This is a genomic window from Variovorax sp. V213 (assembly GCF_041154455.1).
GTDB lineage: Bacteria > Pseudomonadota > Gammaproteobacteria > Burkholderiales > Burkholderiaceae_C > Variovorax.
Genome location: NZ_AP028665.1, coordinates 234,518 through 249,355, shown reverse-complemented (window position 1 = coordinate 249,355; position 14,838 = coordinate 234,518). Strand labels below are relative to the sequence as shown.

General features: G+C 66.2%; 9 protein-coding genes. 7 read left to right on the top strand and 2 right to left on the bottom strand.

Annotated features, from left to right (window positions below):
- The first annotated feature begins 10 nt into the window (after positions 1-10).
- The 7 genes from ACAM55_RS26265 (at position 11) to ACAM55_RS26235 (ending at position 5,763) form a co-directional block, all read left to right on the top strand.
- Positions 11-1,036: an ABC transporter permease gene (locus tag ACAM55_RS26265; protein WP_369657192.1), complete on the top strand. Its 1,026-nt coding sequence runs from the start codon at positions 11-13 to the stop codon at positions 1,034-1,036.
- 31 nt (positions 1,037-1,067) lie between these two features.
- A complete protein-coding gene (locus tag ACAM55_RS26260) occupies positions 1,068-2,021 on the top strand; it encodes an ABC transporter substrate-binding protein (protein ID WP_369657191.1) in 954 nt (317 codons plus the stop codon).
- A gap of 19 nt (positions 2,022-2,040) precedes the next feature.
- Positions 2,041-3,321, top strand: coding sequence for an L-fuconate dehydratase (locus tag ACAM55_RS26255; protein ID WP_369657190.1), 1,281 nt, complete (start codon positions 2,041-2,043; stop codon positions 3,319-3,321).
- Between the two features lie 29 nt (positions 3,322-3,350).
- Positions 3,351-4,127 carry an SDR family oxidoreductase gene (locus ACAM55_RS26250; RefSeq protein WP_369657189.1) on the top strand — a complete coding sequence of 259 codons (777 nt, stop codon included), beginning with the start codon at positions 3,351-3,353 and terminating at the stop codon, positions 4,125-4,127.
- A 49-nt stretch (positions 4,128-4,176) separates the two neighbouring features.
- Positions 4,177-4,506, top strand: coding sequence for an L-rhamnose mutarotase (locus ACAM55_RS26245; RefSeq protein ID WP_369657188.1), 330 nt, complete (start codon positions 4,177-4,179; stop codon positions 4,504-4,506).
- A gap of 289 nt (positions 4,507-4,795) precedes the next feature.
- The gene (locus tag ACAM55_RS26240) at positions 4,796-5,038 is read left to right on the top strand and encodes a hypothetical protein (RefSeq protein WP_369657187.1); all 243 of its coding nucleotides are present in this window, start codon (positions 4,796-4,798) and stop codon (positions 5,036-5,038) included.
- Positions 5,038-5,763 carry a hypothetical protein gene (locus ACAM55_RS26235; protein WP_369657186.1) on the top strand — a complete coding sequence of 242 codons (726 nt, stop codon included), beginning with the start codon at positions 5,038-5,040 and terminating at the stop codon, positions 5,761-5,763. The genes ACAM55_RS26240 and ACAM55_RS26235 overlap by 1 nt, the downstream gene beginning before the upstream one ends.
- A 136-nt stretch (positions 5,764-5,899) precedes the next feature.
- Here ACAM55_RS26235 and ACAM55_RS26230 read toward each other — a convergent pair whose 3' ends face one another.
- Together ACAM55_RS26230 and ACAM55_RS26225 are read right to left on the bottom strand one after the other, a co-directional pair.
- Complete coding sequence (locus ACAM55_RS26230) at positions 5,900-6,745, bottom strand: OmpA family protein (protein WP_369657185.1); 846 nt, start codon at positions 6,743-6,745, stop codon at positions 5,900-5,902.
- Between the two features lie 27 nt (positions 6,746-6,772).
- On the bottom strand, positions 6,773-14,809 hold the full coding sequence (locus tag ACAM55_RS26225) for an ESPR-type extended signal peptide-containing protein (protein WP_369657184.1): 8,037 nt from the start codon (positions 14,807-14,809) through the stop codon (positions 6,773-6,775).
- Between the last annotated feature and the right edge of the window lie 29 nt (positions 14,810-14,838).

The following is a 14,838-nucleotide window of genomic DNA, read 5'->3' as shown; positions in this document are numbered from 1 at the left end:
AGACAACGCTTTGACAACCCCCACCGCTACCACCGCCGCCGCGCCCGGCTTCTCGCTGAAGGCACGGCTCTTTCGTCCCGCCACGCGGCAGAAGCTGCTGGCCTTTGCCAGCCTGATCGCGCTCCTGGTGTTCTTCAGTGTCGCGTCGCCGCAGTTCCTGCAGACCGACAACCTCGTAAGCATCCTGCAGTCGACCGCGGTGAACGGCGTGCTGGCCATCGCCTGCACCTTCGTGATCATCACCGCGGGCATCGATCTTTCGGTGGGCACGCTGATGACCTTCTGCGCCGTCATGGCCGGTGTGGTGCTCACCTACATGGGTATGCCGCTCGCACTGGGCATCGCGGCTGCGATCTTCTTCGGTGCGCTGGCCGGGTTCGTGTCGGGCGTGCTGATCGCCAAGCTCAAGATCCCGCCCTTCATCGCCACGCTGGGCATGATGATGCTACTCAAGGGCCTGTCGCTCGTGATCTCGGGCACCAAGCCGATCTACTTCAACGACACGCCGGACTTTCCGGCGATCTCGCAGGATTCGCTGATCGGCTACTTCATTCCGTCGCTGCCGATTCCCAATGCGGTGCTGATCCTGTTCCTGGTGGCGGTGGCCGCGAGCATCTTGCTCAACAAGACCATCCTCGGGCGCTACACCTTCGCGCTCGGCAGCAACGAGGAGGCGGTGCGCCTGTCGGGCGTGAACACCGACTTCTGGAAGGTCGTGGTCTATACGGTGAGCGGCGGCATCTGCGGCATCGCGGGCCTGTTGATTGCCTCGCGCCTGAACTCCGCCCAGCCTGCGCTGGGACAAGGGTACGAACTCGATGCGATTGCCGCCGTGGTCATCGGCGGCACCTCGCTCAGCGGGGGCACCGGCACCATCGTGGGCACGATCATCGGCGCCTTCATCATGAGCGTGCTGACCAACGGCCTGCGCATTCTTTCGGTCGCGCAGGAATGGCAGACGGTGGTGACGGGCGTGATCATCATCCTCGCCGTGTACGCGGACATCCTGCGCCGTCGCAGCAGCAACACGCACTGACCTTATTTCTACAACCGAAGGAGACATTCGCATGATTCAAAGAAGAGCAGTCGCAACCACGCTGGTCGCAGCCCTCATCGGCCTGCCGGGTTTCGCCCAGGCACAGCAGGCGCAGGAGATCTACATCCCGCTCGTGTCCAAGGGCTTCCAGCACCAGTTCTGGCAGGCCGTGAAATCCGGCGCCGAACAGGCCGCGAAGGACCTGAAGGTGAAGGTCACCTTCGAAGGGCCCGAGACCGAGGCGATGGTCGACAAGCAGATCGACATGCTCTCCGCTGCGCTCGCGAAGAAGCCGCAGGCCATCGGCTTTGCCGCGCTCGACAGCCAGGCCGCCATTCCGCTCCTGAAGAAGGCACAGGCCGCGAAGATTCCCGTAGTGGCCTTCGACTCGGGCGTGGACAGCGACATTCCCGTGACCACCACCACCACCGACAACAAGGCCGCCGCCGCGCTCGCGGCCGACAAGATGGCCGAGATGATCGGCAAGTCGGGCGAGGTGGCGCTGGTGGTGCACGACCAGACCAGCCGCACCGGCGTGGATCGCCGCGACGGGTTCGTCAACCGCATCAAGTCGGCCTACCCGAACATCAAGATCGTGAGCGTGCAGTACGGCGGCGGCGACCAGCTGAAGTCGACCGAGATCACCAAGTCGATTCTGCAGGCCTCGCCGAACCTCAAGGGCATCTTCGGCGCCAACGAGGGCTCCGCCATCGGCGTGGTCAACGGCGTGAAGGAGATGAAGCGCAACGGCAAGGTCGTGATCATCGGCTACGACTCCGGCAAGCAGCAGAAGAACGCGATCATGGACGGCAGCATGGCCGGCGCGATCACGCAGAACCCCGTGGGAATGGGCTACAAGACCGTCGAGATGGCGGTCAAGGCGATCAAGGGCGAGAAGCTGCCCAAGGTGGTGGACACCGGGTTCTTCTGGTACGACAAGACCAATATCGCCGATCCGAAGATCGCCGCGGTTCTGTACGACTGATTCTTTCGGCGAAGACCTCATGACCATCGTCCGATCCATGCGCGTCCTGGACGTGCGCTTTCCCACCTCGCAGCAGCTCGACGGCTCCGACGCGATGAACCCCGACCCGGACTACTCCGCGGCGTATGTCGTGCTGGAGACCGACCAGCCGGGGCTCGAAGGCCATGGCCTGACCTTCACCATCGGCCGCGGCAACGAGATCTGCTGCGCGGCCATCGAGGCGATGCGTCACCTGGTCGTCGGGCTCGATCTGCAGTGGGTGGCCGAGGACATGGGCCGCTTCTGGCGGCACATCACCTCCGACAGCCAGCTGCGCTGGATCGGGCCCGACAAGGGCGCCATTCACCTCGCAACCGGCGCCGTGGTCAATGCGATGTGGGACCTGTGGGCCAAGTCCGAGGGCAAGCCGGTGTGGCAGCTGGTGGCGGACATGAGCCCCGAGGCGCTGGTGCGCTGCATCGACTTTCGCTACATCACGGATTGCGTCACGCCCGAAGAAGCGCTTGCGCTGCTGCGCGAGGCGGCCGTCGGCAAGGCCGGGCGCATCGCCACGCTGCAAGCCGAGGGCTACCCCTGCTATACCACCTCGGCCGGCTGGCTCGGCTATTCCGACGAGAAGCTGCGGCGGCTCGCGCAGGAGGCGGTCGATGCGGGCTTCAACCACATCAAGCTCAAGGTGGGGCGCGACCTGCAGGACGACATCCGCCGGCTGACCGTGGCGCGCGAAGTGCTCGGGCCCGACCGCCACCTGATGATCGACGCCAACCAGGTCTGGGAGGTCGACCAGGCGATCGACTGGGTGCGGCAGCTGGCATTCGCCAGGCCCTGGTTCATCGAGGAGCCGACGAGCCCCGACGACGTCGAAGGCCATCGCAAGATCCGCGAAGGCATCGCGCCGGTGGTGAAGGTGGCCACGGGCGAGATGTGCCAGAACCGCATCATGTTCAAGCAGTTCATCATGCGCGGCGCCATCGACGTGGTGCAGATCGATTCGTGCCGGCTCGGCGGTGTGAACGAGATCCTGGCGGTGATGCTGATGGCCGCGAAGTACAAGCTGCCCGTGTGCCCGCATGCCGGCGGCGTAGGGCTGTGCGAGTACGTGCAGCATCTGTCGATGATCGATTACCTGTGCATCTCGGGGACGCGCGAAGGGCGGGTGATCGAGTATGTGGACCATCTGCATGAACACTTCGCCGACCCTTGCGTGATTCGCGGCGCGGCGTACATGCCGCCGACGGCGGCCGGCTTCTCGATCACGATGAAGCCCGAATCGCTCGAGCGTTATCGCTTCCGTGGGTAGATGGAAAAATAGAAAGGCATCGCGCAGTCATGGACCTGAATCTGAAAGACAAGGTGGTGCTCGTCACCGGCGGCGGCAGCGGCATCGGCGCGGCCATTTCGCTCACGCTCGCGCGCGAAGGGGCGGTGCCGGTGATCTGCGGCAAGAATCCGCTGGATGCGGCGTTCGAGCAAGAGCTGCGAGGGCTGCAGCCGCGGGCGCGGTTTCTCCAGTTCGAGTTGATGGAAGAGGCAGCTTGCGGCAAGGCCGTCGAGAGTACCGTCGCGGAGTTCGGTCGCATCGACGGGCTGGTCAACAACGCGGGCGTGAATGACAGCGTGGGGCTCGAAGCGGGGCGCGAGGCATTCATCGCATCGCTGGACCGGAACCTCGTTCACTACTACGTGATGGCGCATTTCTGCCTGCCGCACTTGAAGGCCAGCCGCGGGGCCATCGTAAACGTCTCATCGAAGACGGCGCTGACGGGGCAGGGCAATACCAGCGGCTATTGCGCCGCCAAAGGCGCGCAGTTGTCGCTGACGCGCGAGTGGGCTGCCGCGCTCGCACCGGACGGCGTGCGCGTCAACGCCGTGATACCGGCCGAGGTGATGACGCCGCTGTACCAGCGCTGGATATCGGCCTTCGACGAACCCGACCGCAAGCTCGCTGCCATCACCGACAAGATCCCCCTCGGCCGCCGCATGACCACGCCGCAGGAGATTGCAAGCACCGCGGTGTTCCTGCTCTCCGAACAGGCCTCGCACACGACGGGGCAGTGGGTGTTCGTGGACGGCGGGTATACGCACCTGGATCGGGCGTTGACCTGATCCCTCTTCACTCGTCCTCTTTTTCATCGACGACCGGAACGAACGACCCATGCGCCACTGCCTTGCCCTTGACCTGAAAGACGATGCGGCGCTGATCGCCGAGTACGAGGCCTACCACCGCAGCATCTGGCCCGAGGTGCGCGCGCATCTGCATGCGCATGGCGTGACGGGAATGGAAATCTATCGGCTCGGGACGCGGATGGTGATGCTGATGGAGACGGACGACGCGCGGTATGACGCCGAGGCCATGGCGGCTGCGACCCGGAACGATCCGAAGATCCGGGCCTGGGAAGAACTGATGTGGAAGTTCCAGGCGCCTACGCCTTGGACGCCTGCAGGAGAAAAGTGGGTGGGCATGGAGCGGATATTCGAGTTGTAGCCGCTTCTCGCACGCAGCTGCACGGCCGGCCGCAGCCGGCAACCGGGAGCCCCGGTATCTCTTTTTTGTCGACCTTCACCTGAGTGCGAGCCAAAACTGTCGCATGCGGAGTCCGAAGCGACGCTCCATGTCACTTTTCGAGGTCAACGCGCGTGTTCTTCCTTCGCGGGAAGTGGGCATGGATCGTGGGCCCGTGTGCCACGGCCGGTGACGCCGTGGGACATGAATGCCCACGGCAAGTCTCCGGCAAAGCGGCCCCGGCGGCAGCTGATTCTCTTTCAATCAAAAAATGTTTTTCATGATCATGTTTTCCCGACGATGCGTTTCTGCACTGATGATTTCGGTGCTCCTCTTCGCTGCGGTGGAGGCGGCGGCGGCGGTGGTACTCAAGGTGGGGGCTTCGCCGGGCTGGCCGGTCTGGCAGGCAGCACTGGTAGCCAGGGCGTCAATGGCGCCAGCCAGGGTGGCGAAAGCCAAAGCGGCGGTGGCACGGGAAGAGTTCATGAACAACTACTGGCGCATGTCCGGCTGATGTACCAGCGCATTGCGGCCCTCGGTACGCCCGTTCTGATCAACCTGGAGCCGGACTTCTGGGGATTCGTTGCGGCGCTGGCGCCCGATCGCGATGCGACGCGGCTGGCGGCCGTCGTGAACAGCCAGCCCGAATGCGGCGGGTTGCCCAACACCGCCGGGGGCCTCGGCCAATGCCTGGTGCAGATGGGGAGGCAGATCGCGCCGAAGGCGCTGGTGGGATTCCCGCCCGCATTCTGGAGCGGCACCCCTGCGGCAATCGGCGCCCAGATGCGGGCGGCCGGGGCGCATCAGGCGGACTTCATCGTCGCCCAGACGACCGACCGCGACGCGGGCTGCAGGGAGGTCCCGTCGCCGCCCGCGGAATGCACGGGCCGAAGCGGTCCGTTCTACTGGGACGCAAGCAACATCGCCAGCCCGAACTTCCACGAGTCGCAGCGCCAGATTTCCGACTATCGCGCTGCCCTGGGCAATGGGCTGCCGATCCTGTGGTGGCAAACGCCGATGGGCGTGCCATCCGACACGCCCGGTGGGACCGACCTGCACTATCGAGACAACCATGTCGACTACATGCTGCGCAACGCCCAGGAGTACGGTGACACCCACACTTTTGCAATCGTCTTCAGCCCTGGGGGGAGCGTTCAGACTTCGATCAGCACCGATGGCGGTCAATTTGCGCGCCTGTCGGCCCAGTACCTCGCACGAGGCGGCGCCACCTTGAAGTAGCGATCGGCAACCGTGGAGCCGTGAGTTCTTTTCAACGCGGCCGAGGCGTCCGCCTCGGCCATCAACGCTGAGCCATTGATGCCACCTTTGGCTGCCAGCGCGAGCGCAGCAGCTGTTTGGCGAGCCTGGTCGAAGCTCAGCGTTCTTCGAATACCTCGATTTCGACGCGGCGGTTCGGTGCCAGGCAGTCGATCAGGTCCGCGCGCGCCGTCTGTGCGCAGTGCACCTTCGATTCGGATTCGCCCTTGCCTTGTACCTGAATCTTCTGCGCCGGCACGCCGGCCTGTACGAGATAGTCGCGCACGGTGTTGGCGCGTGCCAGCGAGAGCGCGTTGTTATAGGCTTGGCTGCCGAGCCGGTCTGTATGGCCCGTCACCTTGACGGCATCCGTCGCCTTGAAGCTGCCACGGATGTCGCCGGCCAGGGCCTCGAGATTGCGGCGCCCTTGGGGCAAGAGGTCTGCCATCGAGCTACCGTCGAAGCGGAACAGGCCATCGGCACCCAGCGTGGTCCGGCGCGGCGCCGTCGGGCTTGCGGTGATCGGACGTTCGAACGCCGGCACCGCACGAGCCGCCAGCACGTCGCCGCAACCGGCCGGCAGCCAATGGAAGGTCTGCGCCCTGTAGTCCTTGTCGAAGATCGCCTTGTACTGGCATGTGGTCACCCCGCCTCCGGCCTTGCGAAAGTGGAAGATGTAGTCCCACTCGCGCGGACCCGCAATGCCTTCCCTGAAATGCGGGCGGCCGAGCAGGTCGTACAACTGGTCCTTCGTGACGCCGGGGGCCACGGCGCGCAGATTGTCCAGATTCGGGAACGTGCCTTCCTTGAGCCACGCATCGTTGTCGATGTTCGGAAAGACCACTTCCGTGGCCTTGCCGTCGTCGGTGATGCCCTTGCTCACATAGGTGCTGCAGCCCTGCAGCACAAGCAGTACGGCAGCCCCCGTTGCAATGGCCGAGAAGCGATGAAATTGCGTTGTCATGATGTTGTTCCTCTTTGATGCCACGGCTTACCAGTGGAAGCCCGCACCGGCCGCCACGCCGACTTTTCCGCGCGAGTTGGCCGAGCCGCTGAACTTCACGACCCACCTCCCGTTGTCGGAGAGTTTCGATACGCCGATGGCGAGCGCCGCTTGGCCGTCGAAGCCCGCGACACCCGCGGCCACCATGCTCTTGCCCGGGATGAAGGCCTGCGGCATGTTGGCCATGGCCATCGCACCGGCTGCGCCCGCGCTGGCATCCTTGGCGATGCTGCGAATCTCGCCGCCGAGGGCATTGACGCGCGCATCCGTGTAGGCGTTGGCCCCCGCAATGCCGCTGTTGAGCTGGTTCACGTTGACCGCATCGGTGCCAGCAACGCCGGGCGCCACGTTGTGCACAGTGACCGGTCCGGTTGCGTTGCTGCCGCCCATGGACACGCTGTTGTAGTTGATGGAGCCATCCGGGTTGGTGTCGTACTTGACGGTCGACTGGTCGATCACCGCCACCTGGCCCTGCACGCCTCGCAGTTGCGAGACGTTGACCGCATCGCTGTCGGCCGAACCCGCCGCCACGCCGGTGATCTGGCGGAATTGCCCGTTGGCCACATCGCCCACGGACACCGCTGCCAGCGTGCTGGTTGTGGCGCCGATGGCGATGCGCTGTGCGTCGGTGGCCGTGGGCGGCAGGTAGCCGGCCACGCCCGCGGCGGTGGAGGCCACCGAGCCCGCGCCCAGCGCCACGCCGCCGGCCTGCGTCACGCTGCTGCCCGCACCCAGTGCCACGCCCTGGACCGCGGCGGCCGATGACTGCGTGCCCAGGGCGATGGAGTCGGCCATGTGCGAGGTTGCCCCCTGACCGATCGCCACCCCGCCCGGCGCGCTCTGCTGCACCACCGCGCCGTTGCCGATGCCGATGCCGTTGTCGCCGTTGACCGCCGTCTGCGGCCCTACCGCCACCGATTCCGCGCCGATGGCCAGCGAGTCTGCCGCGCTCGAGTTGGCGTGGAAGTACAGGGTTGGCGTGACCGCGAAGGACGTCAGCGCGCCCGAGAGCTGCCGCACCGTGACCGCGTCCTGCGCCTGCGTGCCGTCGGCCACGTTGGTGATCTGGCGATAGCTGGTGGCGCTGCCGACGGAGAGGGCGCCCAGCAGCGTGCGGTCGGTCGTGTTGTAGCTGATCAACGAGCTGCCCGCCGGGATGCTGCCGGTGGAGGGCGCCACAGCCCGGTCAGAGACGGCGCCTGAGCCGATGGCCACCGAGCCGGCAATCGTTGCGCTCGCATCCTTGCCCGACGCGATGGCGTCGGCACCTGTGGCACCGAGGTTGTCTTCGTTGCCCCCGCCGGTGGAGTTGACGCTGTAGTACCTGATCCTGTTGGCCGTGACCGTGGTGCTGAGATTCTCGATCGACTGGTTGGTGGCGAACAGCTGCGAGCCGTTGATGGCATCGGTCGAGGTGCCGGAGATCCGGCCGGCCGCGACGTTGGTGATGGTCCGCTCGGCGCCGACTGCGCCAACGCTGACCGTGCTCGCCGGTGTGGTGCCCTGGAAGTTGTAGGTCGTGCCGTTGATCACGGTGCTGGCCGTGCCGACCGCAGCGGCCGTCACCGAGCCCGAGCCCAGTGCCACGTCGCCCGCGTTGGCGCTCGCCGCCGCACCGGTGCCCAGCGCCACCCCGTTGACTCTGCTGACCGCGGCGTTGTTGCCCATGGCCACGCCCCCGGTGGCCGCGGCGGTAGTGCTGGCGCCCACACCCGCGGCAATGGAGTTGATGCCCTGCGCCCCGTTGTTGTTGACGTTGGCCCCGGCCACCCCGTTGTCGTTCACGCTGTAGTACCTGGTCCTGTTGGCCGCCACCATGTCGTTCAGCTGGTCCACGTTCACCGCGTCGGTCGCATTGGTGCCGGCCGCCACATTGGTGATCGTCGTGCCCGCGGCGTTGATGCCGGTCGTCGTCACGCTCGGCCCACCAGTAATGGTCAGGCCATTGGTGTTGAGCACGCTGTTGCCCGTGGTCAAGCTGGTGGCCACCAGATCCGGGTTGGTGGCAATCGTCAGGTTGGTGCCGTTTTGCGTGATGGCGATGTTGTTGCCCGCCGTCGTCGTCACCGTGGCACCGGGTGCCACCTTGGCCACGCTGGTGCCGGAGACCGTGCCGGTGCCGGTGGCCGCCGTCGTGGTGTTCCAGCCGGCCGTGGCGCTGCTGTTGACCTGGGTCAGCGCATCCTGCACGTTGGTGTAGGTGGTGCCGCCCACCGCCAAGCCGGCCGTCACGGTTTGCGTGGCCGGGTTGTACGCCGAGGTGCCGCCCAGCGAGGAGGCTGTGCTCGTGCCCAGCGTGGTCAGCTGGTTCACGTTCGTCGCATCGGTGCCGGCCACGCCGGGTGCCACGTTGGTGATGACGGTGTTGCCGGCATTGATGCCCGTGCTGGTCACGCTCGGCCCACCTGTGATAGTCAGGCCGTTGGTGTTGAGCACACTGTTGCCCGTGGTCAGGCTGGTGGCCACCAGGTCGGGGTTGGTCGCGATGGTCAGATTGGCGCCGTTCTGCGTGATGGCGATGTTGTTGCCCGCCGTCGTCGTCACCGTGGCACCGGGTGCCACATTGGCCACGCTGGTGCCAGAGACCGTGCCGGTGCCCGTCGCGGCCGTCGTGGTGTTCCAGCCCGCATTGGCGACAGCGCTCACTGCGTTCAGCTGGTTCACGTTCGTCGCATCGGTGCCGGCCACGCCGGGTGCCACGTTGGTGATGACGGTGTTGCCGGCATTGATGCCCGTGCTGGTCACGCTCGGCCCGCCGGTGATGGTCAGGCCGTTGGTGTTCAGCGTGCTGTTGCCCGTGGTCACGCTGGTGAAGCTCGGTGTTGCCGAGGTTGCGATCTGGACTTCAGCGCCGTTCTGCGTGATGGCGATGTTGTTGCCCGCCGTGTAGGTGGCCGTGCCCCCCGGTGCGATGTTCTGCACCGTGGTGCCCGTCGCAGTGCCGGTGCCAGTGGCCGCCGTGGTCACATTCCAGCCGGCGTTGGCCACAGCGCTCACTGCGTTCAGCTGGTTCACGTTCGTCGCATCGGTGCCGGCCACGCCGGGTGCCACGTTGGTGATGACGGTGTTGCCGGCATTGATGCCCGTGTTGGTCACGCTCGGCCCGCCGGTGATGGTCAGGCCGGTGTTGTTGACGGTCGTGTTGCCCGTGGTCAGGCTGGTGGCCACCAGGTCCGGGTTGGTGGCAATCGTCAGGTTGGTGCCGTTCTGCGTGATGGCGATGTTGTTGCCCGCCGTCGTCGTCACCGTGGCGCCGGGTGCCACGTTGGCCACGCTGGTGCCGGAGACCGTGCCGGTGCCGGTGGCCGCGGTCGTCGTGTTCCAGCCGGCGTTGGCCACAGCGCTCACTGCGTTCAGCTGGTTCACGTTCGTCGCATCGGTGCCGGCCACGCCGGGTGCCACGTTGGTGATGACGGTGTTGCCGGCATTGATGCCCGTGTTGGTCACGCTCGGCCCGCCGGTGATGGTCAGGCCGGTGTTGTTGACGGTCGTGTTGCCCGTGGTCAGGCTGGTGGCCACCAGGTCCGGGTTGGTGGCAATCGTCAGGTTGGTGCCGTTCTGCGTGATGGCGATGTTGTTGCCCGCCGTCGTCGTCACCGTGGCGCCGGGTGCCACGTTGGCCACGCTGGTGCCAGAGACCGTGCCGGTGCCCGTCGCAGCCGTCGTGGTGTTCCAGCCGGCATTGGCCACGTCGCTGACCGCGGTCAGCTGGTTCACGTTGACCCCGTCGGTGCCAGCTACGCCAGGCGCCACGTTGGTGAGGACGGCGTTGCCGGCGTTGATGCCCGTGCTCGTCACGCTCGGGCCACCAGTAATGGTCAGGCCATTGGTGTTGAGCACGCTGTTGCCCGTGGTCAGGCTGGTGGCCACCAGGTCGGGGTTGGTCGCGATGGTCAGATTGGCGCCGTTCTGCGTGATGGCGATGTTGTTGCCCGCCGTCGTCGTCACCGTGGCACCGGGTGCCACATTGGCCACGCTGGTGCCAGAGACCGTGCCGGTGCCCGTCGCGGCCGTCGTGGTGTTCCAGCCCGCATTGGCGACAGCGCTCACTGCGTTCAGCTGGTTCACGTTCGTCGCATCGGTGCCGGCCACGCCGGGTGCCACGTTGGTGATGACGGTGTTGCCGGCATTGATGCCCGTGCTGGTCACGCTCGGCCCACCTGTGATAGTCAGGCCGTTGGTGTTGAGCACACTGTTGCCCGTGGTCAGGCTGGTGGCCACCAGGTCGGGGTTGGTCGCGATGGTCAGATTGGCGCCGTTCTGCGTGATGGCGATGTTGTTGCCCGCCGTCGTCGTCACCGTGGCACCGGGTGCCACATTGGCCACGCTGGTGCCAGAGACCGTGCCGGTGCCCGTCGCGGCCGTCGTGGTGTTCCAGCCCGCATTGGCGACAGCGCTCACTGCGTTCAGCTGGTTCACGTTCGTCGCATCGGTGCCGGCCACGCCGGGTGCCACGTTGGTGATGACGGTGTTGCCGGCATTGATGCCCGTGCTGGTCACGCTCGGCCCGCCGGTGATGGTCAGGCCGTTGGTGTTCAGCGTGCTGTTGCCCGTGGTCACGCTGGTGAAGCTCGGTGTTGCCGAGGTTGCGATCTGGACTTCAGCGCCGTTCTGCGTGATGGCGATGTTGTTGCCCGCCGTGTAGGTGGCCGTGCCCCCCGGTGCGATGTTCTGCACCGTGGTGCCCGTCGCAGTGCCGGTGCCAGTGGCCGCCGTGGTCACATTCCAGCCGGCGTTGGCCACAGCGCTCACTGCGTTCAGCTGGTTCACGTTCGTCGCATCGGTGCCGGCCACGCCGGGTGCCACATTGGTGATGACATTGCCGCCCATGTTCACCGTGGTGGCCGGGTTCAGCGTCAGGCTGCCGCCAATGGTGGTGCCGCCGGTGAGCGTGGTCGGGCCGGTGGCCGTCAAGTTGGTGCTGGTCACGCTGGTGAAGGTCGGCGTCATGCTGGTGGCAATCTGCACTTCCGCACCGTTTTGCGTGATGGCGATGTTGTTGCCCGCCGTGTAGGTGGCCGTGCCGCCCGGTGCAATGTTCTGCACCGTGGTGCCCGTCGCAGTGCCGGTGCCGGTGGCCGCCGTGGTCACATTCCAGCCGGCGTTGGCCACAGCGCTCACTGCGTTCAGCTGGTTCACGTTCGTCGCATCGGTGCCGGCCACGCCGGGTGCCACATTGGTGATGACATTGCCGCCCATGTTCACCGTGGTGGCCGGGTTCAGCGTCAGGCTGCCGCCAATGGTGGTGCCGCCGGTGAGCGTGGTCGGGCCGGTGGCCGTCAAGTTGGTGCTGGTCACGCTGGTGAAGGTCGGCGTCATGCTGGTGGCAATCTGCACTTCCGCACCGTTTTGCGTGATGGCGATGTTGTTGCCCGCCGTGTAGGTGGCCGTGCCGCCCGGTGCAATGTTCTGCACCGTGGTGCCCGTCGCAGTGCCGGTGCCGGTGGCTGCCGTGGTCACGTTCCAGCCCGCGTTGGCGACGGTGCTCACCGCATCAATGGCGCTGTTGGTGGCGAACAGCTGGCTGCCATTGATGGCATCGGTGCTGGTGCCGCTGATGCGCCCCGCCGCCACGTTGGTGATGGTGCGCTCGGCGCCGACGCTGCCCACGCTCACCGTGCTGGCCGGGTTCGTTCCCTGGAAGGTATAGGGCGTCCCCGCAATGGTCACGCCGGGCGTGCCCACGGCCGCTGCCGTCACCGAGCCAGAGCCCAGCGCCACATCGCCCGCACTCACGGTCGCCGTGGCGCCGTCGCCGATCGCCACATTGCCCGCGATGCCGACGGCGCCGGCGGTGGAACCGTTGCCCAGTGCCACGCTGCCTTGGCCGATCGCCTTGTTGGCATTGCCGATGGCTACTGCGCCGTTGGCCTGGTTGGCGGCTGTTGCGCTCGCCGTGCCGTCGCTGTTGGCGATGTTGTCCGCGCCACCGACGAACGCGCCGGTACCACTGGAAAAGCTTGGGTCGCCGATGGCCACGGCGCCGTTGCCGTAGGCGGTGTTGCCGGAGCCGATGGAGACAGACTTGCCGCCGGTTGCCGTTGCGTTGGTGCCGATCGCCACGGCTTCGGCCGAATCGGCGCGCGCATTGCTGCCGACCGCGATGGTGTTCGAGGCCGAGGCGGTGGCCAGGCGGCCCATGGCGATCGCCTCCGTTTGGGTGGCGGACGACTCGCCACCGATGGCGATGGCATTTGTGCCCGCGGCGTTGGCGCCCGCGGTCGTGTTGCCGCCCAGCGCCACTGAACCGGTGCCCGAAGCGCGCACGGCGGTCGCGGCGTCGGTTCCGCCCGAGCCGAGTGCGGTGGCGTTGTCGGCAGCTGCGGTGGCCCGGGTACCGATGGCTACGGCATCCAGGCCGGTTGCCCGGCTTACGATACCCATTGCGACAGCGCGATCCTTCGAGGCCGTCACATCCGTGCCGATGGCGACAGCGCCCTGCGCCGTGGCACCCGCTCCCACAAGCGTGCTTGCGCCAAGATTGATGGAATTTATCTTGGAAGCCACCGATTGGAAGCCGATTGCGATGGCATTCTGGTCGCCTGCAAAAGCACTGTTACCTTGCGCAATCGCATCCACCGCGATCGCGGCCGTGTTTGCTTGGAAGCCAAGGGCGACGCTGCGCAGCCCGAGTGCTTTGCTCCCCCAACCGCCGGCGAATGCAAACTCGGCACCGGCGGTGGCGCTGACACCGACCGCTGTGGAGTTCGCTCCCGAGGCATTGGCGAAAGTGCCCAACGCGCTGGCGCCAGCGGCGGTGGCAGTGGCGGCAGCTCCCAGCGCGACCGCATTGACGTTGCTAGCGACCGTGCCGGTACCTACCGCGACTGCAGATATCGCGGTCGCATTCGCATTCAAGCCGATCGACGTCGTCGCGCTGGCCGCGACGCCGATGCCGGCGTTGGTGCCGATCGCGATATTGTCGTTGCCGCTGACCAGGCTGCCTGCCGCAGCCTTCAAGGTCCCGGCGTAGGTTATCGAGCCGTCGCCCGTGCCGAAGGCGACGTTGCGCGTGCCCGTGACGCCCGAACCCGCGCCCCGGATCACGCTCTCAACGCCACCGCCGATGGCGGTGTTCTGCGCGCCAGAGACAAATTGTCCCGAGGCAATACCCACCGCGACCGAACCCGTATTGGCACTCGTCGAGGCCGCACCGGCCCCCTGGCCGATCGCAACGGTGCCGCCCCCGACCGCCTGAGCGGTCGCCCCAAGGGCGGTGGCTGATGCGCCGGTGGCCAAGGCTTGGAAGCCAACGGCAGTGGCCCGGAGCCCGCTAGCATTCACGTCTGTGCCGATTGCAATGGCGCTTTCGGCCAATGCACCCGTCCCGGCAGCGGTGCGAGCGCCGAGATAAATCGAGTTGACTCCGGTGGCAGTGGCTCCGGCGCCAACAGACACACCATTGAATCCCGAACTCGTGGCACCGCCGCCCACTGCGACCACGCCTTGCGCCGTGCCAATGGCTTGCACTCCAAGGGCAATGCCGAATTTTCCGGTTGCTTGCGACTGCACACCGATGCCGATGGACCCCTCGCCGCTGGAAGTCACGTCTGTACCGATTGCAATGGCGCTCTCGGCCAATGCACCTGTCCCGGGGGCCGCGCGCGCACCCAGGTAAAGGGCATTGGTCGCAGAGGCAATGGCGCCGTAGCCGAGAGTCGTGGCATTTATCCCCGCACTTAAGGCGTTAAAACCTATTGCAGTGGCTCCGGCGAGAGTCGCTTGGGACTGAAAACCCACGCACGTCGAGCTGCCGTTGTAGAAGTTGTAGGGCGCCGCACTGCAGTTCACCTGTGCCTGGACCGACGAGGCCCAACCCATCCCGCCCATCGCCACCAGCGCGGCCACGATCCTGGCGAACTTGACGTGGACTCTCGAGGTGTCCGCCGGCCCCGATGCCTCGACATCCGGGCCGCTCGCCAGGGCACGCGAAGAACCTTTCTTGCCCCGGCTCGATGCGAGCTCCGAGGCGGCCACCCAGGCGCCCAATGCCTCATTCCAGATGCTGCGGTACGACTTATTCATGCATTTTTCCTCGATTGTTGAGACGCCAA

Bases quoted from the DNA above. Each gene is read 5' to 3' on its own strand.
- ACAM55_RS26260 (WP_369657191.1), top strand. From the start codon at position 1,068: ATGATTCAAAGAAGAGCAGTCGCAACCACGCTGGTCGCAGCCCTCATC.
- ACAM55_RS26255 (WP_369657190.1), top strand. From the start codon at position 2,041: ATGACCATCGTCCGATCCATGCGCGTCCTGGACGTGCGCTTTCCCACC.
- ACAM55_RS26250 (WP_369657189.1), top strand. From the start codon at position 3,351: ATGGACCTGAATCTGAAAGACAAGGTGGTGCTCGTCACCGGCGGCGGC.
- ACAM55_RS26245 (WP_369657188.1), top strand. From the start codon at position 4,177: ATGCGCCACTGCCTTGCCCTTGACCTGAAAGACGATGCGGCGCTGATC.
- ACAM55_RS26240 (WP_369657187.1), top strand. From the start codon at position 4,796: ATGTTTTTCATGATCATGTTTTCCCGACGATGCGTTTCTGCACTGATG.
- ACAM55_RS26235 (WP_369657186.1), top strand. From the start codon at position 5,038: ATGTACCAGCGCATTGCGGCCCTCGGTACGCCCGTTCTGATCAACCTG.
- ACAM55_RS26230 (WP_369657185.1), bottom strand. From the start codon at position 6,745: ATGACAACGCAATTTCATCGCTTCTCGGCCATTGCAACGGGGGCTGCC.
- ACAM55_RS26225 (WP_369657184.1), bottom strand. From the start codon at position 14,809: ATGAATAAGTCGTACCGCAGCATCTGGAATGAGGCATTGGGCGCCTGG.